The sequence below is a fragment of the Pseudomonas sp. RW3S2 genome (genome assembly GCF_014268955.1).
GTDB classification, from domain to species: Bacteria; Pseudomonadota; Gammaproteobacteria; order Pseudomonadales; family Pseudomonadaceae; genus Aquipseudomonas; species Aquipseudomonas wayambapalatensis.
This window is the reverse complement of the sequence record NZ_JABWRM010000023.1, coordinates 46,771-69,977: the sequence shown is the minus strand read 5'-3', so window position 1 is coordinate 69,977 and position 23,207 is coordinate 46,771. Positions and strand designations below refer to the sequence as shown.

The window sequence follows — 23,207 nt, the reverse complement described above, 5'->3', positions numbered from 1 at the left end:
CCCCCCCCCCCCCCCCCCCCCCCCCCCCCCCCGGAGATCCTATGCACGCCAATACGCGTTATGAAAACTTCATCGTCTTCCTCGCCCCGCTGGTCAACAGTCTGGGGGGCATCGCCATCGATCTGTATGCACCGAGCCTTCCGTCCATCGGACGCGAACTGGGCGCGGGGCCTGCGCTGATGCAGAACACCATCACCATCACGCTGCTGTTCTATGCCCTGGGGCAGCTGTTCTTCGGCGTGATGGCCGACGCGCGCGGGCGCCGGCCTGCCGTACTGCTGGGCCTGGGCGTGTTCGTGGTCGGCAGCCTGCTGGCCACTGCTGCGACGTCCATCGAGATGCTGCTGCTGGCGCGTGCGCTGCAGGGCTTTGCCATTGGCGCCTGCCAGGTCGTTGCCCGTGCTGTGTTGGTCGACATCGTCAAAGGCCCGCGCTTCTATGTCGCGATCATCTACCTCAGCCTGGCGTTCGGCCTGGGGCCAGTCATCGCGCCCTATATCGGCGGGCTGATCGAGGTGCATTTCGGCTGGCGCTACAACTTCGTGCTGTATGCCGCCTATGCCCTGATGGTCCTGGCTTTCGTCGTTGCCGGGCTCAAGGAGTCACTGCCGACCGGTGCCCGTCGCAGTGCCTTGCAGACGGTGGTCGGCTATCGGTTCATCCTGGCCGACAAGCGCTTCCGTGCCTCGGTGGTGGTGCTCGGCGCGAGCTTTTCCGCATTCCTGCTGTGGAACGTGTTTGGGCCGCATATCGTCCAGGATGTGCTCGGCCATGACGCTCATTACTTCGGCACCACGGCGCTGGGTGTGGGCTGCTGCTATCTGGTCGGCACACTGACCAACCGTGCGCTGGTCCGTGTAGTTTCACCCGATACCTTGATGTGGAGCGGGCTGGCGCTGTTTCTGGTGGGGGTACTGTGCATCGCGGCGGCTGCCGACACCTTGAGCCTGGCGAACATTCTCGCGGGTATCATGCTGATCGCCTTCGGCCAGGGCTTTATCTTCTCCAATGCCATGGCCCGTTCGATGGCACTGTTTCCTGATCGCGCTGGGGTGGCTGCGAGTCTGCAGGGCTGCTTGATGCTGGTGTTCGGTTCGATTGCCTCGGCGACGGTCAGTGGCTTCGGGTTGGAGTCGAACCTGCCGATCGCCGGGGTCTTCGCAGTACTGATGCTGGTATCTTTTTCCGGGATGCTGGGTGCACGGATGGCGCGCCAGGCGTCCTTGGCCTAGGTGCTTGTGCGAATCGTAGAGCGCCCAGCGCCCGATCAATCCAGTGGCTGGGACAGCAGACGGTCCAGCTACTGGGCATAGGCAGCAAGCGCTGCCAGCCTCGCGCAACCGTCACCCCAGTGCTTCGTGCTCTTGCTTGTACAGTTGCAGGCCACGGGCCTGATAGTTGGCCAGGGCGGCGGGATGGTCGAGGCTGCAGGTGTGCACCCAGACCCGCCGCGTGCCAGGCCACTCCCACGCGCTGCGGATGGCCTGGCTGAGCAGCGGGCCGCCGAAGCCCTTGTCAAGGAACTGCGGGGCGAGGCCGAAGTAGCGGATCTCGGTGTTCTCGCCGTCGGGGCGGTGCAGTTCGTAGTAGCCGGCGATGGCGCCACGGTGGTAGGCCACCCAGGTGCGGTGGCAGTCCTGGCCGACAACCGCCAGCCACTGTTCGTCGCTCCAGCTGTTCAGGTCGGTCCAGCCCCAGGCCTTGCCCACCAGTTGGTACAGGAAGCGGTTGAGCTCCGGCTGGACGACTTCGCATTCGACGATCGTCAAGCCATCGGGGGCAGGCTTGCTGCGCAGGGCATCCGGGGAGGTCATTTCCAGGTAGAAGGTGGTCAGCGTGGCGGTCACCGGTGCGGCTCCAGGTCGGGGGCAAGACCGCTAGCGTACCTGCCAGGACGTGCGGATCAAAGCCTGGTGGCCATTCCTCAGCTCGATGTGGGCGGGATATCGGCGGGTGTGTCGATGTCACGCAGGATGCCAGGGTCGTCGAGATCCAGCACAAGGCAGGCGTGGGGGTTGGCCTCGATGACCGGTCGCCCACCCTGGTCACCTTGCAGGCGGGTGAGGGCTGCCCAGAAATGGCGCCCGAAGATGACCGGATGGCCACGTCGGCCTTGGTAGCACGCCAGGACGATACGTTCGGCAGCGAGGTGACCGAGCAGGTGCTCGAAGGTGCGTGGTGCGATCCACGGCATATCGCCAAGCAGCACGGCCACGGCCGGGGCATCGATGCTGGCCAGGGCCGTGATGCCGGCCGCGAGGCTCGCTCCCATGCCATCAGCTGCCTGTGAGGCGCGTACGATGTGGACTTGCGCATCGATGCCCAGGGTTTGCGGATCATCGTCGCAGCGCAGTACCACATACACCGGGTCGAAACAGGCTTGTACCTGTTTCAAGGTGCTGGCCAGTAGGCCCTGTCCGTCCGCGAGCACGGCCTTGCGCTTGTCGCTGCCAAAGCGCGTGCCGCGTCCGGCGGCGAGCACCAGGGCGGCGCAGCGAGCTCTGGCTTGGGGTTCGGTCATGGTGGGTTGTCCGAGTGTGGCGGCATGGGGTGCAGGCAAGCATACCGCAGGGTCAGGCGGCAGGCAGCGCCTGTTGTTCGCGTGCCTGCTTGGCCTTGGTGACGTTCACCGCGCCGGGCAGTTCGACGCCGTTCTTGGCGGCAAGGATCTCGGCCATCACACTCACGGCAATCTCGGCCGGAGTCTTGCTGCCGATGTAGATGCCGATGGGGCCGTGCAGGCGCGCAAGGCTGGCGTCGGTTTCACCGAAGTGCTCGATCAGCCGCGCGCGACGCTGCTGGCTGTTGCGCCGCGAGCCGATGGCACCGATATAGAAAGCCGGGCCACGCAGCGCTTCGAGCAGGGCCAGGTCGTCGAGCTTGGGGTCGTGGCTGACCGCAACGATGCAGGTACGCAAGTCCGGGGCGTAGTCGCGCACGACATCGTCGGGCATGCCGACCAGGCACTCGACGCCGGCCACGTTCCAGCCGTCGATGTACTCGGGCCGCGGGTCGCAGACCGAGACACGAAAACCGTTGAACAGGGCCATGGTCGCCAGGTATTCGGCCAGGGCGCCGGCCCCGATCAGCAGCAGTCGATAGCCCGGGCCCAGGGTGCTGGCCATGTGCTCGCCATCAACGCTGAACTGCTCCGGGGCAGCGCTGGCGAGAAGGGTGGCCGCGCCGCTGTGCAGGTCGAGCTGACGGCGCACCAGTTGGCCGCTGTCGAGCTGCTCAAGCAGTTGGGCCAGCGACTGCCACGACGGTGAAAACTCCAGAATCAGCTCCAGCGTGCCGCCACAGGGCAGCCCGAAGCGATGGGCCTCGTCGGCGGTAACGCCGTAGCGCACCCGCTGCGGGGTGCTTTCAGGCAGGCCGGGGCCACCGTAGGCGGTGGTGTAGCGGTGGATCAGGTCGTCTTCGATACAGCCGCCGGAGACGCTGCCGACCACCCGCCCGTCGCTGCGCAAGGCCATCATCGAGCCGACCGGGCGTGGCGATGAGCCCCAGGTACGGGCGACGGTGGCCAGTAGCACGCGGTGGCCGGCTTGCAGCCAGTCCCGAGCGGTACGCAGGACCAGCAGGTCGATACTTTCCATGGGCGCTCCTTCAACGCATATGCAGCACGATCGGGCTGCTGCTGGCAGGGTCGGTATGCTCGCGAAGCTTGGCCACTGCCTTTGCATCGACCGCACCACCGGTATTACCCCAGGTCGTACGGACGAAGCTCAGCACCTCGGCGATCTCCTGGTCCGACATCTGCTCACGCAGCGCGGGCATCCGGTAGGCATCCGGCACCCCGGCGGCGACGACACGCTGCGAGCCGTTGAGGGTGATATTGATCGCCGAAGCGTTTTCCTTGGCCAGCATCGAGGTCGCGCCGGCCAGTGGCGGTATCCACTCGGCCTGGCCCTGGCCGTCCAGGCCATGGCACGACGCGCAACGGGTTACGTAGCTGTGCGCGCCCGGTGCATCCAGACGGGTAGCCGCCGACATGGCCTGATACTGCCAGGGGGCGCCGTCGCGCTGGGGATCACCCGGCAGGGACTTCAGGTAGCGGGCAATCGCGCCCAGGTCGTCGTCGCTCATGAACTGCGTGGAGTTGTTGAACGCCTCGGTCATCGAACCGTACACCACCGCATGCTTGTTGCGACCGGTCTTGAGGAACTGCACGATCTCGGGTTCGCTCCAGCGCCCGAGCCCGGTGTTGTGGTCCTGGCGCAAGCTCGGCGCATACCAGCCGTCGAGCAGGGCTCCGGCGAGAAACGCCTTGCCGGAGTCGTCCAGCGCTTTTTCGTTGAAGGCAAGGCCACGTGGCGTATGGCAACTGCCGCAGTGGCCCGGGCCCTGGACGATGTACGCGCCGCGGTTCCACAGCAGGTCTTCGGTGGGCTTTTCAGCGTAGGGCTTGTCGGCGGCGAACAGGCCGTTCCACAAGGCGATCGGCCAGCGCAGGTTCAGCGGCCAGGGAATATCGCTGGGGATATTGGCCTGGTCGGACGGTTGCACGCCCTTCATGAAGAAGGCATACAGCGCCCTCATGTCGTCATCGCTGAGCTTGGCGTAGGAAGGGTAGGGCATGGCCGGGTACAGCCGGCGCCCGCCCGGCGCAACGCCATGGCGCACGGCGCGGTCGAAGTCAGCGAGGCTGTAGCTGCCGATACCGTTTTTGCGGTCCGGGGTGATATTGGTGGCATGGATCGCGCCCAGGGGCGTTGCCATTTCCAGGCCGCCGGCGAACGGCGCCTTGCCGGGCAGGCTGTGGCACGCCACGCAATCGCTCAGGCGCGCGACATATTCGCCGCGGGCGATCAGCGCCTGGTCGGGGCTTGGTGTTTCCTGCTCGAAGGGCGAGGTGACCTCGCGGGTGACATACCAGGCCAGCAGGCCTGCCGCGACAAGGCAGGGCAGCGCAAGCCAGCGAGTGGTGGTGACCAGTCGGCTGTTTTTCATGAGGGCTTCCGTGTCAGGCAAAGGTATGGCGGCTGAGGGGCAGGCTGCGTGCGCGTTGGCCGGTCAGCCGCGCCACGGCGTTGGCCACCGCTGGTGCCACTGCCGGCAGCGGCGGCTCGCCGATGCCACCCATCTTCGCCCCGCTCTCGACGATGCGCACATGCACCCGGGCCATGCGCGATGGCGGCAGGATCGGGTACAGGTCGTAGTTACGCGCACGCGGCATGCCGTTGACCCACACCGCTTCCTCCACCAGTGTCTGCGACAGGCCGAGCGCCACGGCGCCGTTGACCTGATGCTCGACGATCGCCGGGTTGACGATGCTGCCCGGGTCGATCGCCTGCCAGATGTCGTGCACCTTGACCTGGCCGTTCTCGATCGATACTTCGGCAATCACCGCCGCCTCCGAACCGAACGGCGAGGCCATGGCCACGCCGCGGGCCCGCTTGGTTCCATCTTCGGCGGTGAAGGGGCCACGCTTCCAGCCACCGGACAATTCGCCGACAGCCTGCAGCAGGGTGGTCAGGCGTGGGTTGTCGCGCAACAGATGCAGGCGCAGCTCGAACGGGTCGTGCCCGCCTTTGTCGGCCAGTTCATCGAGGAACGACTCATAGAAGAAGTCGTTCAGCGAATTACCGACCGAACGCCAGTAGCCCAGCATGGCAGGGCCCTTCACATAAATTTGCCCGATGCGTTTGTTGGCAATGGCATAGGACTTGCCCGCCAGGCCTTCCAGGGCAGTGGGGTCGATCTTCTCGCCCTGTTTGCCGGCGATTGCCTCGGTCGGGCCCTCGGTCGCGCTGACCGCTTCGATGGCAACCGGCAGGCCCTTCTCGTCGAGCCCGGCGCGGAACTTGACCACTGCCACGGGCCGCAGCACGTCACGTACGAACTCTTCCTCGCGGGTCCAGATCAGCTTGACCGGGCGCCCGACCGCCTTGGCCAGGGCAATGGCCTGTGGGTAGGGGTTGGCCGAGTCGTACAGGAAGTGGCGCCCGAAGAAACCGCCCAGAAGCGGCGAATGCAGGATGATCTGTTCCTTGGCAAGGCCGGTGCGCTTGGCGATGTCGTCGCGGAACATGTCCGGCGCCTGGTTGGGCAGCCAGACTTCGAGCGACCCATCGGAATTGAAGCGCGCGAGCGCCGACGGCGGTTCGAGCTGGCCGTGGTTGAGGTACTGGTTGTGGTAGGTGGCTTCCACCTGGGTCTTGGCCCCCTTGAGCGCAGCCGCTACATCGCCTTCGTTCTCGTCATCGCGCGCCGGGCCGGTTTGTGCGGCCAGGTGATCGCGATAGGCATCGCTGGAAAAGTCAGCCGGCATCGTGCGTACCTTCGAATCGGCCCCCGGCTCCTGCCAGTCGACCTGTACCGCCTCCACTGCACGCTTGGCATGCCACCAGCGTTCGGCGACCACCGCCACTGCACCCGGCAGGACATGCACCGAATGCACGCCCTTCATCGCCTTGACCTGCGCTTCGTTGCGCAGGCCGCCCACCGTCATGCCCAGTCGTGGCGCGTGCTGCACCGCCGCGTGGAGCATGTCGTCGACCTTGAGGTCGATACTGTACTGAGCCTTGCCGGTGGACTTGTCGTAGGCATCGAGACGGCGTACCGGCTTGCCGATCCAGCGGAACTGGCTGGGATCGCGCAGCTTGACGCTGGCCGGGTCCGGCACAGGCAGGTCCATGGCGCGCTCGGCCAGGTCGCCATAAGCGACCGAGCGGCCGGAGGCTGCATGCACCACCTTGCCCGGTTCGGTGCTCAGCTCGCCGACCGGGACTTTCAGGGTGTCGGCACCGGCCTGCAGCAGCATGGCCCTGGCCAGCGCGCCAAGGCGGCGCATGGTTGGGTAGCTCATGCGTACCGACATGCTGCCGCCGGTGATGCGTAGGCCATTCTCCATCACCACATAGGCTTCGCCAGGTGGTGCGGCATCGATCAGGAAGTTGGCCGGTTCCACATCCAATTCTTCGCCGACGATCTGCGCCATGGCGGTGAATGTGCCCTGGCCACCTTCCATGAAGGGGCAGAGCAGGCGCACGGTGCCGTCAGGGCGGATTTCCAGGAATGCCGGCACCTGCGTGCCGCGCTCTGCGGTCACCGCGGTGGCGGCCTGGACCCGGGCCGAGCCGAGCGGCAAGCCAAAGCCGATCACCAGGGCGCCGATGGCGCTCCCCGCAAGAAAGCGCCGACGCGACAGGTTGACCGGCTGATCCAGTTTCAGGTCGCGCAGTTCGGACGGGATGTCGATGGGCGAGTTCATCAGACGCTCTCCTTGGCGGCGGGCTGGGCGGCGAGCTCGTGCACCGCGGCGTGGATCGCGTTGTAGGTGCCGCAGCGGCACAGGTTGACCATCGCGGCGCTGATCTGCTCGTCGCTCGGTGCTGGCGTGTGCTTGAGCAGGGCGGTCGCGGCCATCACCTGGCCAGACTGGCAGTAGCCGCACTGGGCGACTTGATGTTCGACCCAGGCCGCAACCACGCGCTTGCCCACCGGGTCGGCCTCGATCGCTTCGATGGTGGTCACTTCACGGCCAACCACACCGGCCACCGGCGTGACACAGGCACGCACCACGTTGCCGTCCACCAGCACCGAGCAGGCGCCACACTGGGCCAGGCCGCAGCCGTATTTGGTGCCGGTCATGCCCAGGTCATCGCGGATCACCCACAGCAGGGGGGTATCGGCGTCGGCGTCGACCTGATAGGTCTTCTGGTTGATGCGTAGTTCCATGGCGTTCACCCGCTGATCATCGGTTGGTGTTTCGTCGTTATAGGCAGGGCAGTGCATCGAGGCAGGGCCCTGGTAGGAATGCCGCGCGCGCAGGAGGCGGGTTCCCGATCTGAAAACTCTAGACCCTGGTGGACAGGTTTCCTATCCGTCGGGCAGCAGGTTCAGAGAATCAGGCAAGAAATCAGGTGGATTGCGCTAGTGACAGGACTGGGCGGCTGCATCGCGCGGCGAGCCGTCGGTAAAAGCGCCGACATCGATCACGGATGTCGGCATCAGGCCAGTTGAACCAGGGGCCCGCGTTCGTTATCGGCGCGCGACGGCGTGATGGACGCACTGTTCGTAGTAGGTCTGCTTGATGGCGTTCGGCGGCAGGCGTGAGCTGCTGCTGTAGGTTTGCTCGGTGATGCCGAACGCCGTCATGCGCATCCAGGGTTTGGCGAAGCGCCGCACTTGCAGTTTCTTGCGCTGCGCATAGAGCGTCACCCCGGAGAGCTTGGCATGCTGCGCGTCGGCGGCGATCTGCGCGCCCCAGCCACACACGCTGCGATCGTTCTGGCTCAGCGGCCTGGCCTGGGCGCCGAATGCGGTGACCACCAGTACGCAGCTGGCCAGGGTTGCTAGAAATACCCGCATGTTGCTGTCCTAAGCGTCTGAAGAAAAAGGGAGTTTGCCTTCGCTTTGAACGCCTGGGGGCCAGCAATTTGCCGTCAGACGACAGTGGGTAGGCGCAGGGAGAACCAAGCCAGCCCAGCAACCCAGAGCACCGCCACGCCGTAGTTGATTCGTTGATAGAGACCGAAGAGCTGGCCTGTTTCGGCTGCCCGTGCCATCAACGCCACCGTGCCGATGGAGAACACCACACAAAGCAGGGAGCCAATGGCGAGCAGCCGTGAATCACCCATGCGCAGTGCCAGCCAGACCCACAGCAGGCTGGCCAGGGTCAACGACAGGAACATCAGCAGGCCGCTGAGGTTATGCATGTGCTGGGAGAACGAAGGCTCTGTGGGGGTGCAACCTGGGTCGCAGGCGAATACCCCAGTCCCCAGGCTTGCAACACCGTGCAACAGCACCAACAGCGCGCTCGCCAGGGCGACGTTCGAGTGACGCCAGCGACGGGCCAGCCCCCAGGCGAACAAGGCAAACAGCAGTGCCAATGGGAAGTTGTTGACCCAGGGCGAGAATGCCGCGGTCGGTGCGCCTGTCGCCCCGAGCTGGCTCATGGCCTGCTGCAGGTGCTGGTAACCGGGGTAAGCCTGAGCGGTGAGCCAAACCCCCAGCAGCAACCAGAGTGGGATGAACAGGCCGGTGGTGAGCAGGGCTCGGTCGAGTTTCGTCATAAGATGCCTTCCTTGGGCCATGCCGCGACATCTGGCGGCACGTGAACCCGCACACTACAGGCCTCGGCGGGCGGTTCGCCAGCCGTTTCGCTCAGCGGCCGGTCCCCAGCATCACCACCAGCACGCAGGCCAGCAGTGCCAGGTAGGCCCGCGCATGCAGGGTATCGCTCAGGCGCCCCAGCAGCGGCGCCGCCAGGTGCATGCCGAGCCAGGCGCCTGCGGCCATTGCCAGTGCCGCACGCAGGTCGATGTAGCCCAGCAGGCCCGTGCCCAGGTCCGTTCCCGGAGTCGGCACCAGGGCATACACCAGGGTCGCGGCCAGCGCCATGGGCAGTGACAGCGGGTTGGCCATGGCGGTGGCGGTGCTCATGCTGGCGCCGCGCCTGCGCATCAGCGGCACGGTCATCACACTGCCGCCGACTCCCAGCAGCGCTGCCAGTGCGCCGATCGGCAGGCCGGCGAGGGTGGCCGCTGCCTTGCCCAGCGGCGCCGGGCGGTGGTTGTCAACGCGCATGAAGCCTGGACGCAGCCATGCATCGAGCAGGCTCAGCAACAGGTAGCCGATGAATAGCCAACGCAGCCAGGTGCTGTCCAGGTACAGGGCGGCCCAGGCGCCAGCCAGTGCCCCCAGCGCGATGGCCGGCGCCAGAGGGCGTACCAGGTCCCAGCGCAGCGTGCCGGCGCGCTGGTGCCGCCAGGTGGCCAAGGCGCTGCTGAAGATCATCACCATGGCAGAGGTGGCCACGGCGATCTGCATGGCGTGCAGTGCCACCGGGGAGCCCGCCGCGTGGCTGGTGAGCAGCAATGCGTAGAGCAAGGGCACAGCGAAGAAACCGCCGCCGAAGCCGAACAACAGCGTGGTGACGCCAGCGCACACGCCGAAGACACCGAGCAGGGGGTACAGCATGATCGTCAGCCTTTATTGAGAGAGTGGAGGTGCAGGGTAGGAGGACGAGGGCTGGCCAGCATTCGAACATTGGCCAATAATCCGTGTGTTTCAGCCATGGAGGCTCCAATGCGCAATGTGCCGCTGTTCCAGGTCGATGCCACGCCGCGCCCGGTGTTGGCGATCGCCACCGATTACCCGCCCGACACGCTATTGCCACGGCATGTGCACCGGCGTGCTCAGTTCCTCTATGGCATGAGCGGGTTGATGGAAGTCCTGACCGACGATGGCGCCTGGGTCATCCCGCCCTACAGCGGTGTGTGGATTCCGCCCGGCAAGCCCCATCAGGTACTGATGCGCGGCGTGAGCACGCGCAGCCTGTACATCGAGGCCGTTGCGGCGCCGAGGCTGGGGCAGGCCTGCGAAGCGCTGCTGGTCACGCCGCTGCTGCATCAGTTGCTGCTGGCCAGTGCCGAACTGCCTGCGCTGTACGACCCTCAAGGGCGCGATGGCCAACTGGTCGGCTTGATCCTGCATGAGTTGCGCAGCGCCGAGCGCCTGCCGCTGTTCGCGCCGATGCCAGGGGAGCCGCGTCTGGCGCAATTGTGCCTGGCGTTTCTCGCGGCGCCGTCGATCAGCACTACGGCCGAGGCCTGGGCGATACACCTGAACTGGAGCCCTCGGACGTTCAGCCGACGCTTTCGCGAGCAGACCGGGCTGTCGTTCGGTCAATGGCGCCAGCAAGCCTGCCTGATGGCAGCGGTCACGCGACTGGCAGCGGGTGAGGCGGTCACCCGGGTTGCCCTCGACCTCGGGTATGACAGCCCCAGTGCGTTTTCCAGCATGTACCGCAGGGTCATGGGCGAGGCGCCGTCGGCGGTTCGGCAAAAGGCATTGGCGGCGAGATGAAAACCCTGGCGGATGTATGTGATCGTACAACTGCATGAGCTATGATGACGGCTGTCTTTTCACGATGAAACGTACAGGGCATGACAGAGCAGCAACTACAGGCACGTACCCGACGCAAACCGCGCAGTCTGGCGCAGGAACTGGTCACGGTGCTGACCGAACGTATTCGCAGCGGCCAACTCAAGCGTGGCGACAAACTGCCGACCGAATCGCAGATCATGGTCGAGGAGGGCGTCAGCCGCACGGTGGTGCGTGAGGCGATCTCGCGGCTGCAGGCGGCCGGCCAGGTGGAGACCCGCCACGGCATTGGCACCTTTGTGCTCGACGCGCCGAGCACCGGCGGTTTCCGTATCGACCCGGCGACCATCGTGACCCTGCGCGAGGTGCTGGCGGTACTGGAGTTGCGCATCGCCCTGGAGATCGAGTCGGCCGGGCTTGCCGCCCAGCGTCGCAGCGATGAACAACTGACCGGCATGCGTGCTGCGCTCGACGAGCTCAACGAAGGTGCCGCGCATGCCTCCGATGCGGTCTCGGCGGATTTCCAGTTCCACCTGCGCATCGCCCAGGCCAGTGGCAATCATTATTTCGCTGACATCATCAATCACCTGGGTACCAGCATCATTCCCCGCACCCGGCTCAATTCGGCGCGCCTGGCCCACGATGACCAGGCCCATTACCTGAGCCGCCTGAGCCATGAGCACGAGGCTATCTATGAAGCCATTGCCCGACGCGACAGCGAAGGAGCGAAAATGGCCATGCGCCTGCACCTGAGCAACAGCCGCGAGCGGCTGCGCCAGGCGCATGAGGCGGCTGAGGCACAGGGGGGCTGATCGAACCATTGGCTTGAATGCGGGCCCATGACTATTTCTTGAAGAGAAATAATCAATTGCCACCTGCACTGATTCTAAGGGTCGGGCGAATGAGTAAGGATTGATACACCCTCACTCAACCGCCCAGGTGCCACCATGAACAAGCCTACGTCGGACCTCAAGCCCTCGCCATGGCACGACGGCGAGCTTGCGCTGCAACGCAGCGTCGGCGCGGTCGAACGCATGGTGGGGACCGGCAAGGTGCAGATGTCGCGCGACTTCATGCCCGACCAGCACCGCGAGTTCTATGCCCAACTGCCTTTCGTGGTGCTCGGCAGCGTCGATCCGCACGGCAATCCGTGGGCAACGCTGCGCACCGGCCAGCCCGGCTTCATGCAATCCCCCGATCCGCGTCGGCTGCTGCTGGACCTGCCCCGTGAGCCCGCCGATCCCGCCGATGTCGGGCTGGAGGACGGTGACGGCGTGGGCATGCTCGGTATCGAGTTGCACACCCGCCGACGCAATCGCCTGAACGGCTTCGTGCGCCGGGCAGACGACAGCGGTTTTACCATCGAGCCGACCCAGTCCTATGGCAACTGCCCGCGCTATATCAATCTGCGCCGCTATGTCTTCGATGACAGCACACCCGGTGAGCCCTGCGAGTCTACCGAGCTGAGCGCAGCGGACCGTGCCGTGGTGGCCGCCGCCGATTCCTTCTATGTTGCCTCGTATGTGGTGCGCGATGGCGTGCGCCAGGTGGATGTCTCGCACCGCGGCGGCAAGCCAGGCTTTGTCCACATCGACGCCGACGGCACGCTGAGCGTGCCCGATTTCAATGGCAACCTGTTCTTCAACACTCTGGGCAACATGCTGCTCAACCCCCGTGCCGGGCTGGTGTTCGTCGACATGCGCAGCGGCGACCTGCTGCAGATGACCGGGCGTACCGAGGTGATCGTCGACGATCCACAGACACTGGCCTTCATCGGCGCCGAGCGCATGTGGCGGTTTTACCCCGAGCGGGTCGTGCGCCGACCGGGAGGGTTGGCGCTGCGCTGGGTCGACATGGATGACGGCATCTCGCCCAATGTGTTGATGACCGGTAGTTGGGAGGACATGCAGGCGCGCCTGAAAGCCGCGGCATTGCAGCAAAGCTGGCGTCCGTACCGGGTAACGCAGATCGTCGACGAGAGCGAGCACATCCGTTCGTTCCACCTGGCGCCCGACGATGGTTTGGGCTTGCCGGTGCGCCAGGCGGGGCAGCACCTGCCGATCCGAGTACGGTTGCCTGGAGAGGAGGCGCCATTGGTGCGCACCTACACCTTGTCTGGCGCGCCGGCGGACGATGCGCTGCGCATCAGCGTCAAGCGTGAGGGTGTGGTCTCTCGGCACCTGCATGAGCAGGTCAGGGTCGGTGACCTGATCGAGGCGCGTGCGCCGGCTGGAGCCTTCACCCTCGATGCTGCGGTACGCCGGCCCGTGGTGCTGCTGGCTGCGGGCGTGGGGGTGACCCCGGCATTGGCCATGGCCAGGCACCTGGTCAATGAGGGACGGCGTACACGCTACGCCCGGCCTGCCTGGGTGTTCCAATCGGCGTCGAACCGGGCGCAACTGGCCTTTGCCAGCGAGTTTGCCGCGTTGGTGGCAGCCTCCGAAGGCAAACTCAGGCATATGCGCCTGCTCAGCGATGCCCGCGGTGCGGTCGCAGGTGAGGACTATGAGCGCGAGGGGCGCCTGGGCGTCGATCTGCTGCGCGAGGTGCTGCCTTTCGATGACTACGACTTCTACCTGTGCGGGCCGCAGGGTTTCATGCAACAGATGTACGACGGCCTGCGCGCACTGGATATCAACGATGCACGGATCCACGCCGAAGCCTTCGGCCCATCGAGCCTGCGCCGCACGCGCAACGAGCAGCAGGCCGCGCCGGCCTTGCCGGCGGTGGCCGCTGAGTCGGTTGCGGTGATGTTCATGGACTCGGCGAAAGAGGCGCGCTGGAACCCGGGAGATGGCTCGCTGCTGGAGCTGGCCGAGCAGCGTGGCCTTGAGCCGCCTTTTGGCTGCCGTGGCGGGTCGTGCGGAAGCTGTCGGACCCGCGTGCTCAAAGGGGCGGTTACCTATGCCGAGGCACCGGAGTTCGCCGTGGCGCAGTACGAGGCGTTGATCTGCTGCGCCATGCCGGCCGACGGATCCGGCCCCTTGCATCTGGCGTTGTGATAGCAAACTGTCTCTTCGATTGGACTGCCCCCAACAAGTTGGACACAAATCCAACCCTTGGGGGCAGTCCACCCTGTGGGAGCAGGCTTGCCCGCGAACACGGGCGTAGCCCGTGCCAGGCAGCGCGGTATCTTTTTCGCGGGCAAGTCGCAGCGGCGAACCGCCGCTCCTACAAGCGCGCGTCAGAGCGCCCCGTCGCTCCACTGACCATTGACCAGGCGCCGCAACCCCAGTGGGTTGCCGTCCTGCAGGGCCTTTGGCAACAAGGCTTGCGGGTAGTTCTGGTAGCACACCGGACGTAGGAAGCGATCGATGGCCAGGGTGCCGACCGAGGTGCCGCGGGCGTCGGAGGTGGCCGGGTAGGGGCCGCCGTGCACCATGGCATCGCATACCTCAACACCGGTCGGATAGCCGTTGACCAGAATCCGTCCGACCTTTTCTTCCAGCAGCGGCACCAGCCAGGCATAGGCGTCGAAGTCTTCGGGCTCGCTGATCAGGGTGGCCGTGAGCTGGCCGCGCAGGCCCAGCAGCGCGGCGCGCAACTGCTCATCGTCACAGACTTCGACCGCCACGGTGGTGGGGCCGAACACTTCTTCCTGCAGCAGCGGATCGGCATCCACCAGCAGGCGTGCGTCGGCCTTGAACAGTTGGGCGCGGGCCTGGCTGCCTTCCTGCGCCTGGCCGGCCAGGTGCTCGATGCCGGCGTGCGCGTGCAGGTGTTCCAACCCGCCCACATAGCTGCGCAAGCCGCCGGCATTAAGCAGGGTCTGCCCCGCCTGCTGCGCCAGGTGTTGGCCGAGGTCTGTGAGCAACTGGCTGAACTGTGCCGACTGCAAGCCGATCACCAGCCCTGGGTTGGTACAGAACTGACCGGCCCCCAGGCACACGGAGCCTGCCAGTTCACGGGCGATGGCGTCGCCGCGTTTGGCCAATGCGCCAGGCAGCACGATTACCGGGTTGATGCTCGACATCTCGGCGAATACCGGGATCGGCTGCGGACGTTCGGCGGCCATGCGGCACAAGGCATCGCCGCCCTTGAGCGAGCCGGTGAAGCCGACCGCCTGGATGGCCGGGTGCTTGACCAGCCACTCCCCCACGCCACCGCCGAAGACCATGTTGAACACGCCCTTGGGCATGCCGGTGCGTTCAGCGGCACGGACGATGGCGCAGCCCACCAGGTCGGCGGTGGCCATGTGGCCGCTGTGCGCCTTGAACACTACCGGGCAGCCGGCAGCCAGCGCAGCCGCGGTATCGCCGCCTGCGGTGGAAAACGCCAGTGGGAAGTTGCTGGCGCCGAACACCGCCACCGGGCCTACGCCGATGCGCATCTGGCGCAAGTCCACTCGCGGCAGGGGTTGACGGTCCGGCAGCGCCAGGTCGATACGGGCACCGAGGAAATCGCCCCGGCGCAGCACTTGGGCGAACAGGCGCATTTGCCCGCTGGTACGGCCGCGCTCGCCCTGAATGCGGGCGGCGGGCAGGGCGGTTTCGCGGCAAACGATAGCGACGAAGCTGTCGTCCAGCTCATCCAGTTCGGCGGCAATGGCGTCGAGGAACTCGGCGCGACGGGTTGGCGGCAACTGGCGGAATTCGGCGAAGGCGGTGGCAGCGGCTTTGGCAGCTTGATCGACTTCGTCTTCGGTGGCTTGCATGAAGCTGTAGGGCAAGGCCTCGCCAGTGGTGGCGTCCAGGCTCTGCAGGCGCTGCTGGCCGGCGGCACTGCGCTGGCCGGCGATGAAGTTATGGCCGAGGATCTCAGGCATGAGGTGCTCCTGTAGGTAAAGTGCAAGGTCCATCCATCCCCCATGGAGGGAAGGCTGTCAGGTAATCGGTGCCGGGTTGAACAGGGTGATGTCGTTATGCAACTTGTGCCGCTCGGCCCAGGTCTGCTTGCGGCCGCTGGCAACGTCCAGGTAGTAGTGGAAGAGCTCCCAGCCCAGCTCCTCGATGCTTGCGCGGCCGCTGGCGATACGCCCGGCATCGATGTCGATCAGGTCGGGCCAGCGCTGGGCCAGTTCGCTGCGGGTGCAGACCTTGACCACGGGGGCCATGGCCAGCCCGTATGGTGTGCCGCGACCCGTGGTGAACACGTGCAGGTTCATGCCCGCAGCCAGTTGCAGGGTGCCGCAGACGAAGTCGCTGGCCGGCGTCGCGCAGAAGATCAGGCCTTTGCGTGCGACGCGCTCGCCCGGGCCGACCACGCCCTGGATCGCAGCGCTGCCGGACTTGACGATCGAGCCCAGGGACTTTTCGACGATGTTCGACAGCCCGCCTTTCTTGTTGCCCGGCGTGGTGTTGGCGCTGCGGTCGGCTGCACCCTGTTGCAGGTAGCGGTCGTACCAGTCCATTTCGCGCACCAGCGCTTCGGCCACTTCCGGGGTTTCGGCACGGGAGGTGAGCATGTAGATGGCATCGCGGACCTCGGTGACCTCCGAGAACATCACCGTGGCACCGGCGCGCACCAGCAGGTCGGCGGCATAGCCCAGCGCCGGGTTGGCGGTGATGCCGGAGAAAGCATCGCTGCCGCCGCACTGCATGCCCAGGATCAGCTCACTGGCCGGCACCGTTTCGCGACGGCGCTGGTCGAGCTTCTTCAGGCGGGTTTCAGCCAGTTGCATGATCTGTTCGATCATCTCGACGAAACCCAGCGAAGCGTCCTGCAGGCGATACAGCCAGGGCTCGCTGAGGTCCACGGACGGGTCGTCTTCGTGCATCACCTGGCCGGCCTGCAGCTTTTCGCAACCCAGGCTGATGACCAGGGCTTCGCCGCCCAGGTTGGGGTTGCGCGCCAGGTTGCGCACGGTGCGAATGGGGATATAGGCGTCACGCGCGTTGATCGCCACGCCACAGCCGTAGCTGTGGGTGAGGGCGACCACGTCGTCGACGTTGGGATACTTGGGCAGCAGCTCGTCGCGGATGCGTTTGACCGCGTGGTCGAGCACGCCGGTCACGCATTGCACGGTGGTGGTGATGCCGAGGATGTTGCGGGTACCGACGGTGCCGTCGGCGTTGCGATAGCCTTCGAAAGTAAAGCCTTCAAGAGGTGGCAGGGCCGCGGGAACCGCGTCGCAGCGCGGCAGGCTGTCGAGTTCGGGGGCAGCGGGCATCGATAGCTGGGTTTCCTGAACCCAACTGCCCTGACGCAGGTCTTGCAGGGCATAACCGATGATCTGTCCATAGCGGCGTACAGGCTCGCCCTGGTGGATATCGACGGTGGCGACCTTGTGGCTTTGCGGCACGCCCTCGACCAGGGTCAGGCCATCGGCGAAGCGCGCACCTTCGCCCAGGCCACCGTCATTGACCACCACCACGACATTGTCGTCATCGTGCAGGCGGACGTACCGGGGCGACTCGGAATGTTCGATCAACTGCATGGTCAGGCCCTTCTTGTGATTTCTTTCAGGCTTTTATACGGCCACCGACGCCCATCCCGGGGCGCCGGCGTACTTCAGGTTACTGGCGCGAGCCGGCCAGTTCGGCGTTGGGCGCCGCTTGCGGTGTGGCTTCGTCCTTGAGCTCGATGCGCTTGATCGGGCCGACGATCACCAGGTAGCTGAATACCGCTACCAGCGCATTGGCACCCACGTACACCAGTGCCCATTTGAACGAGCCGGTGGCACTGATGATGTAGCCGATGACGATCGGCGTGGTGATCGAAGCGATGTTGCCGAAGGTATTGAACAGGCCGCCCGAGAGCCCTGCGATCTGTTTGGGCGAGGTGTCGGCGACCACTGCCCAGCCCAGGGCGCCGATGCCTTTGCCAAAGAAGGCCAGAGTCATGAAGCCGACCACCATCCATTCGGCGTCCACGTAGTTGCAGAACACCATGGTGGTGGACAGCAACAGGCCACAGACGATGGGCAGCTTGCGCGAGAAGGTCAGCGAGTTGCCGCGGCGCAGCAGCCAGTCCGACAGCACACCGCCCAGCACCCCACCGATGAAGCCGCAGATGGCCGGCAAGGAGGCGATGAAGCCGGCCTTGAGGATGGTCATGCCGCGCTCCTGCACCAGGTACACCGGAAACCAGGTCAGGAAGAAGTAGGTGATGGCGTTGATGCAGTACTGGCCCAGGTACACGCCCAGCAGCATGCGGCTGGTCAGCAGTTGCTTGATGTAGCCCCACTTCGGGCCGTCGTTTCCGCGTTTCTGGTCCATGTCCACCAGGCCGCCGTTCTGCTCGATGTGCTCGAATTCGGCCTGGCTGATGCGTGGGTGCTGGCGAGGGTTGTAGATGGTCTTCATCCACACCATCGAGAACAGGATGCCCAGGCCACCCATGACCACGAACACGTGTTCCCAGCCGAAGCTGAACACGATCCAGCCCATCAGCGGTGCGAACAGCGCGGTGGCGAAGTACTGCGCCGAGTTGAAGATCGCCGAGGCCGTGCCGCGTTCGGCGGTGGGGAACCAGGCCGCAACGATCCGGGCGTTGCCCGGGAACGACGGGGCTTCGGCGAACCCGACCAGAAAGCGCAGGGTGAACAGGGTGACGACTGCCCAGGCCACCGGCAGGCCGCCGACGAAACCTTGCAGCAGGGTGAACAGCGACCAGGTGAAGATGCTGAATGCGTAGACGTTCTTCGAACCGAAGCGGTCCAGCAACCAGCCGCCGGGAATCTGCCCGGCCACGTAGGCCCAGCCGAAGGCGGAGAAGATATAACCGAGGGTGACCGCGTCGATGCCCAGATCCTTCTGCAGGCTTGAACCGGCGATGGCGATGGTGGCGCGGTCGGCGTAGTTGATCGTGGTCACCAGGAACAGCATGAACAGGATCAGGTAGCGTACATGCGTCTTTTTCGTCGCTTGCATGCTGGTGTTCTCCCACTATTTATTGTTGTGCGGGGCATTCGGATTGTGGGCCGGAGCGCGGCTGGCGCTCCGGCAGCGGCATTGGCAGGCCGCGGGGGTCGCTTATTGCGGGCCCATCTTGTCCATCAGGGCGGCGAGCATTTCGTACTCTTCGCCGGTCAGGTCGGTCAGCGGGGTGCGTACCGGGCCTGCGTCGTAGCCCGCGAGTTTGGCGCCGGCCTTGACGATGCTCACCGCGTAACCGGCCTTGCGGTTGCGGATGTCCAGGTACGGCAGGAAGAAGTCATCGATCAACTTGCCGACCGTGGCGTGGTCGTCGCGGGCGATGGCGTTGTAGAAGTCCATTGCGGTCTTGGGTACGAAGTTGAACACGGCCGAGGAGTAGACCGGCACGCCCAGTGCCTTGTAAGCCGCAGCATACACCTCGGCGGTCGGCAGGCCACCCAGGTAGCTGAAGCGATCGCCCAGGCGGCGACGAATCGACACCATCAGCTCGATATCACCCAGGCCATCCTTGTAGCCGATCAGGTTCGGGCAGCGCTCTGCCAGTTTTTCGAGCTGTGCAGCGTTCAGGCGGCAGACGTTGCGGTTGTACACCACCACACCGATCTTCACCGACTTGCACACGGCTTCCACGTGGGCGGCTACGCCGTCCTGGCTGGCTTCGGTGAGGTAGTGCGGCAGCAGCAGCAAGCCCTTGGCACCCAGACGCTCGGCTTCCTGGGCGTACTCGATGGCCTGGCGGGTGGCACCGCCTACACCAGCCAGGATCGGTACGGAGGTGGCGCAGGTGTCAACGGCAGTCTTGATCACCTGGCTATATTCGCTGGCAGCGAGGGAGAAGAACTCACCGGTGCCTCCGGCGGCGAACAGCGCGCTGGCGCCGTAGGGGGCCAGCCATTCCAGACGCTTGATGTAGCCGGCGGGATTGAAGTCGCCCTGGGCGTTGAAGTCGGTGACGGGGAACGACAACAGGCCGTGGGAGAGGATGGATTTCAGTTCTTGTGGATTCATTGTTGTAGGCATCCTGGGGGCGCTTGGGTAAGAAGGTGTACCAAGGTGAGAGGTAAGTTATCGTACAACCTGCACGATGACTAGCCCTGCCTGAGAAAATTTTTTAAGCCACTTCTATCCGCAGGGCCATGCTGCGGTGCGCGTCAGCTCGAAGCGGATCAGCCAGAACTGTGCTTTTGTGGGAGCGGGCTCGTCCCGCGATAGAGCTGTAACAGCCAGCCGAAACGGCTGATCCTGCACTACGGCCGATCAGTCATCGTATGTCTTGAGGGAAAAAAGATCGCGGAGACAGGCACAAGCCCGCCGCCCGCTTCCACGGGAAGTGTTCTGGGACCAGCAGAGGGTGACCGGGGAAGCAGGGGCGACCTTGCGCCGCCCCGCGATCAAAGCTAACGAAGAGGGGTCAGGCCGCCTGGTGGCGCTTGCTGGCCTGGGACTTGCGGACCTGGGCGCGGCAGGCGTCGCCGAAGGCTTGGAACATCTTGATCGAATCAGGGTTCTTCGCCGCTTGCCACTCGGGGTGCCACTGCACCGCGAACAGGAAGGGCGAAATGCTCGGTGCATGAATTGCCTCGACCAGGCCGTCTTCGGCGTGGGCGATCGGCTCGATGCCTTCACCCAGGTTGCGCAGGCCCTGACCGTGCAGCGAGTTCACGCGGATCTCGTCGGTGCCAAGGGTGTCGCGCAGCCAGCTACCGGGCTTGATCTTCACGCCGTGGGAGGCGGCGTATTGCACATCGACCGGGTCTTCAGGGTTTTCGCGGTGGTCGTTGAAGCCAGGTTCGGCGTAGACCTTCTGGTAGATGTCACCACCCAGGGCCACGTTGATTTCCTGCATGCCACGGCAGATGCCGAAGATCGGCAGGCCGCGGGCGATGGCCAGTTGTACCAGGGGGATGTCGAACAGGTCGCGATCCTTGTCCTGGGCCTTGCCGGGGGTTTCGTTCTCCTGGCCATAGAGGGCCGGATCGATATTGCTGCCGGCGCCGGTCAGGTAGACGCCGTCGGCCATGTCCAGGTACGCCTCGAGGGCGTCGGTGCCGCAGCAGGTAGGGACCAGAACCGGTACGCAGTCGGCGAAATCGACCAGGGGAGTGATGTATTTATGGGTCATGACTTGATAGTCGTGACCTTTGCGCTCTTGGGTACCCATGGTCATCAGGACGACGGGTTTGCGCAGGGCGGGTTGCTTGTTGCCAATGTTGCTGTTGGACATATGTCACCTTGGGACAGGTTTTACCTGTCGTTGTTGTGCAGGTCCGCGGCCTTTGGCCCTTGATGCGTGACCTGTGGTCCCGAGCACTGCCGGCGCGGCCTGAAGGCTGCGGACCGGTCGGGACATGCTTCATAGCTTGCCAGAGCCGTTTAATATGTCAAACGACTGGCGCGTCGGTTTCAGGGGGCGATCTGCCTGTTTTTGGGGGCTTCGCCTGCTGGAAGCCCGAGCCGACAAGGCTTTGGTAGGGCAGTCGGTCAATAATATTTAACGACGCAGTCGGGTCATTGCAGCGCTGCAATAAACCTGGCGTTTGCGCGCTTGCCGGATTTGACAGCACACCCTTGCCGAGGGAAGAGTGGCAGACATTGCCCTGGGCTATCGCCATTCCAAATCCAATAAAGGGAGTTTCAGATGTCTGCACCATCCACCGATCCCGTCGTACGTGTGCCTCTTGCGCAGTTGCAGGAGCGGTTGCAGCAGATCTTCCAGCGTCATGGATGCAGCGAGTCAGTGGCCGCAGTGCTGGCCGCCAACTGCGCCAGCGCCCAGCGCGATGGTGCTCACAGCCATGGTGTGTTCCGCATGCCGGGTTATGTCTCGACGCTGACCAGCGGCTGGGTCGATGGCGCTGCGGTGCCCGAGGTCACGGATGTCGCCCCGGCCTTCGTGCGGGTCGATGCCAAGGGCGGTTTCGCCCAGCCAGCCCTGGCTGCGGCACGCACGTTGTTGGTGGAGAAGGTGCGGCAGGCGGGTATTGCCGTGCTGGCTATTCATAACTCCCACCATTTCGCGGCGCTTTGGCCGGATGTGGAACCCTTTGCCGAAGAGGGCCTGGTTGCATTGAGCGTGGTCAACAGCATGACCTGCGTGGTGCCCCATGGCGCCTGCAAACCGTTGTTCGGCACCAACCCCATCGCGTTCGCCGCACCTTGTCAGGGACTCGCCCCGATCGTCTTCGACATGGCCACCAGTGCCATGGCCCATGGTGATGTACAGATCGCCGCGCGCGAGGGTGAGCAGTTGCCGCCCGGTGTTGGCGTCGATGCCGAGGGTAAACCGACCACCGATCCCAAGGCCATCCTCGAAGGCGGCGCCTTGCTGCCGTTCGGTGGGCACAAGGGCTCTGCGCTGTCGATGATGGTCGAGCTGCTCGCGGCGGCGCTGACGGGCGGGCATTTTTCCTGGGAGTTCGACTGGTCGCAGCATCCAGGCGCCAAGACACCCTGGACCGGACAGTTGATCATCGTCATCGACCCGAGCAAGGCTGAAGGTGAACGCTTTGCCGAGCGCAGTCGGGCGTTGGTGGAGCAGATGCAGGCGGCAGGGTTGTCGCGCCTGCCTGGGGAGCGGCGTTTCAGGGAGCGGGCGGTTTCGGAGCGGGAAGGGGTGGCGGTTGATGGGCATGACTGGCGAGAACTTCAGGCGATGTTGGAATGAACAGGGCCTGATTTGCAGGTTGCTTTCAATCTCAGCTTTCGTCATGACGCGATAGATGAACGAGTTGGTAAAGCATGCTGATCCCGGTAACCCATAGCAAGGAGCCCCATGTCACTCCATCCACTTGCAGGAATTCATGACGTCCAATGGTGGTGCATGAGGTCATCCCGAGGATCATGAATACAAGGCACAGGCCCAGTCGGACGGACGTGCGTTTGCACAAATAATTGAGAGTTATGAAAAGGACCAAACAGCCAATCGTGGCGTAGAGCAGGGGCATACGTACTACTCCCGTGCTATCAAGAGGGAATTGATGAAGTTTGCGGGCCAATACCGCCATTGACCTGGGCGCTGATGGAAATAATCACGTCTCCAGCGTGAGTTGTAGATAATCTGCCTTTGAGCGTTCCCCTGACGCCCGGGGGCTGTCAGGGCTCACGGTCGAACCAGCGACTGCGCTCGAAGAGCAGAGGAAAGCCTGCCAATATAAGAAAGACGCTCCATTCTCCGCCGCTCCAATAGAGGACTTCGCGACTGCCTATATGAGTGCAGGTCGCAATGCCTGTTGTCAGGAAAAATAAATACAGGAGTCTGCGTAGCGCCACAGGCTTGCATAGTCAGTCGAGCAACAGGCTGGTGACGATAATGCACGCTATCTGGATTATTTCAGGCATCGTGCGCTTATAGAATTATCATGATGTTAGTCACCTGTATGTCCAGTGCCTTGAAATGGCATCGACTCTTGCCAGGGCGGCCCCGATCAGTTCTTTTGACGATCAAAGAACGAGGAGCGTTTCCACAGGAGAAAATACCCGAGGCTGGAAAAGAACCATCCCCACCACCCACCGTCCAATGCCAGTACTTGCTCTGTTCCCAGTTGGGAGCAAGTCGTG

General features: G+C 64.6%; 20 protein-coding genes. 5 read left to right on the top strand and 15 right to left on the bottom strand.

Annotated features, from left to right (window positions below; translation table 11 throughout):
* Positions 1-41: 41 nt before the first annotated feature.
* Complete coding sequence (locus tag HU748_RS23955) at positions 42-1,232, top strand: multidrug effflux MFS transporter (protein ID WP_186722220.1); 1,191 nt, start codon at positions 42-44, stop codon at positions 1,230-1,232.
* Between the two features lie 111 nt (positions 1,233-1,343).
* On the opposite strand, the gene HU748_RS23950 is transcribed toward HU748_RS23955, so the two are convergent.
* From HU748_RS23950 to HU748_RS23910, 9 genes are all read right to left on the bottom strand, one after another.
* Positions 1,344-1,847, bottom strand: coding sequence for a GNAT family N-acetyltransferase (locus HU748_RS23950; RefSeq protein WP_186664272.1), 504 nt, complete (start codon positions 1,845-1,847; stop codon positions 1,344-1,346).
* Positions 1,848-1,924: 77 nt separating this feature from the next.
* Positions 1,925-2,521 (bottom strand): nucleotidyltransferase family protein, encoded by a 597-nt coding sequence (locus HU748_RS23945; protein WP_186722218.1) that lies wholly within the window; start codon positions 2,519-2,521, stop codon positions 1,925-1,927.
* 52 nt (positions 2,522-2,573) lie between these two features.
* Entirely contained in the window at positions 2,574-3,599 is a 1,026-nt protein-coding gene (locus HU748_RS23940; protein WP_186664276.1) for an XdhC family protein, read from the bottom strand.
* A gap of 10 nt (positions 3,600-3,609) precedes the next feature.
* A complete protein-coding gene (locus HU748_RS23935) occupies positions 3,610-4,953 on the bottom strand; it encodes a cytochrome c (RefSeq protein ID WP_186722216.1) in 1,344 nt (447 codons plus the stop codon).
* A 13-nt stretch (positions 4,954-4,966) separates the two neighbouring features.
* On the bottom strand, positions 4,967-7,216 hold the full coding sequence (locus HU748_RS23930) for a molybdopterin cofactor-binding domain-containing protein (protein ID WP_186722213.1): 2,250 nt from the start codon (positions 7,214-7,216) through the stop codon (positions 4,967-4,969).
* Positions 7,216-7,683: a (2Fe-2S)-binding protein gene (locus HU748_RS23925; protein WP_054890890.1), complete on the bottom strand. Its 468-nt coding sequence runs from the start codon at positions 7,681-7,683 to the stop codon at positions 7,216-7,218. Before HU748_RS23925 ends, HU748_RS23930 begins: the two co-directional genes overlap by 1 nt.
* A 303-nt stretch (positions 7,684-7,986) precedes the next feature.
* Positions 7,987-8,316 carry a hypothetical protein gene (locus HU748_RS23920; RefSeq protein ID WP_186664282.1) on the bottom strand — a complete coding sequence of 110 codons (330 nt, stop codon included), beginning with the start codon at positions 8,314-8,316 and terminating at the stop codon, positions 7,987-7,989.
* 74 nt (positions 8,317-8,390) lie between these two features.
* Complete coding sequence (locus tag HU748_RS23915; protein ID WP_186722211.1) at positions 8,391-9,020, bottom strand: DUF998 domain-containing protein; 630 nt, start codon at positions 9,018-9,020, stop codon at positions 8,391-8,393.
* 91 nt (positions 9,021-9,111) lie between these two features.
* Entirely contained in the window at positions 9,112-9,927 is an 816-nt protein-coding gene (locus HU748_RS23910; protein ID WP_202885241.1) for a sulfite exporter TauE/SafE family protein, read from the bottom strand.
* A 108-nt stretch (positions 9,928-10,035) separates the two neighbouring features.
* On the opposite strand from HU748_RS23910, the gene HU748_RS23905 reads away from it, so the two are divergent.
* The 3 genes from HU748_RS23905 (at position 10,036) to HU748_RS23895 (ending at position 13,835) form a co-directional block, all read left to right on the top strand.
* Positions 10,036-10,815 carry a helix-turn-helix transcriptional regulator gene (locus HU748_RS23905; protein ID WP_186664286.1) on the top strand — a complete coding sequence of 260 codons (780 nt, stop codon included), beginning with the start codon at positions 10,036-10,038 and terminating at the stop codon, positions 10,813-10,815.
* 80 nt (positions 10,816-10,895) lie between these two features.
* Complete coding sequence (locus tag HU748_RS23900; RefSeq protein ID WP_186708909.1) at positions 10,896-11,645, top strand: FadR/GntR family transcriptional regulator; 750 nt, start codon at positions 10,896-10,898, stop codon at positions 11,643-11,645.
* Positions 11,646-11,780: 135 nt separating this feature from the next.
* Positions 11,781-13,835 carry a pyridoxamine 5'-phosphate oxidase family protein gene (locus HU748_RS23895; protein WP_186722209.1) on the top strand — a complete coding sequence of 685 codons (2,055 nt, stop codon included), beginning with the start codon at positions 11,781-11,783 and terminating at the stop codon, positions 13,833-13,835.
* Positions 13,836-14,017: 182 nt separating this feature from the next.
* Here HU748_RS23895 and HU748_RS23890 read toward each other — a convergent pair whose 3' ends face one another.
* The 6 genes from HU748_RS23890 to HU748_RS23865 all read right to left on the bottom strand — a co-directional run bounded on the left by HU748_RS23890 (position 14,018) and on the right by HU748_RS23865 (position 21,301).
* Positions 14,018-15,598, bottom strand: coding sequence for an aldehyde dehydrogenase (NADP(+)) (locus tag HU748_RS23890; protein WP_186722207.1), 1,581 nt, complete (start codon positions 15,596-15,598; stop codon positions 14,018-14,020).
* Positions 15,599-15,655: 57 nt separating this feature from the next.
* Positions 15,656-17,209 carry a galactarate dehydratase gene (gene garD / locus HU748_RS23885; protein WP_125930023.1) on the bottom strand — a complete coding sequence of 518 codons (1,554 nt, stop codon included), beginning with the start codon at positions 17,207-17,209 and terminating at the stop codon, positions 15,656-15,658.
* Between the two features lie 79 nt (positions 17,210-17,288).
* Positions 17,289-18,644 (bottom strand): MFS transporter, encoded by a 1,356-nt coding sequence (locus tag HU748_RS23880; RefSeq protein ID WP_186722205.1) that lies wholly within the window; start codon positions 18,642-18,644, stop codon positions 17,289-17,291.
* A 102-nt stretch (positions 18,645-18,746) separates the two neighbouring features.
* A complete protein-coding gene (gene kdgD, locus HU748_RS23875) occupies positions 18,747-19,658 on the bottom strand; it encodes a 5-dehydro-4-deoxyglucarate dehydratase (RefSeq protein ID WP_186664298.1) in 912 nt (303 codons plus the stop codon).
* A 403-nt stretch (positions 19,659-20,061) separates the two neighbouring features.
* Positions 20,062-20,874 (bottom strand): type 1 glutamine amidotransferase, encoded by an 813-nt coding sequence (locus HU748_RS23870; RefSeq protein WP_186664299.1) that lies wholly within the window; start codon positions 20,872-20,874, stop codon positions 20,062-20,064.
* A gap of 157 nt (positions 20,875-21,031) precedes the next feature.
* Complete coding sequence (locus HU748_RS23865) at positions 21,032-21,301, bottom strand: hypothetical protein (protein WP_186722203.1); 270 nt, start codon at positions 21,299-21,301, stop codon at positions 21,032-21,034.
* On the opposite strand from HU748_RS23865, the gene HU748_RS23860 reads away from it, so the two are divergent.
* Positions 21,289-22,314 carry an Ldh family oxidoreductase gene (locus HU748_RS23860; RefSeq protein WP_186722202.1) on the top strand — a complete coding sequence of 342 codons (1,026 nt, stop codon included), beginning with the start codon at positions 21,289-21,291 and terminating at the stop codon, positions 22,312-22,314. The genes HU748_RS23865 and HU748_RS23860 overlap by 13 nt on opposite strands.
* Positions 22,315-23,207 lie beyond the last annotated feature (893 nt).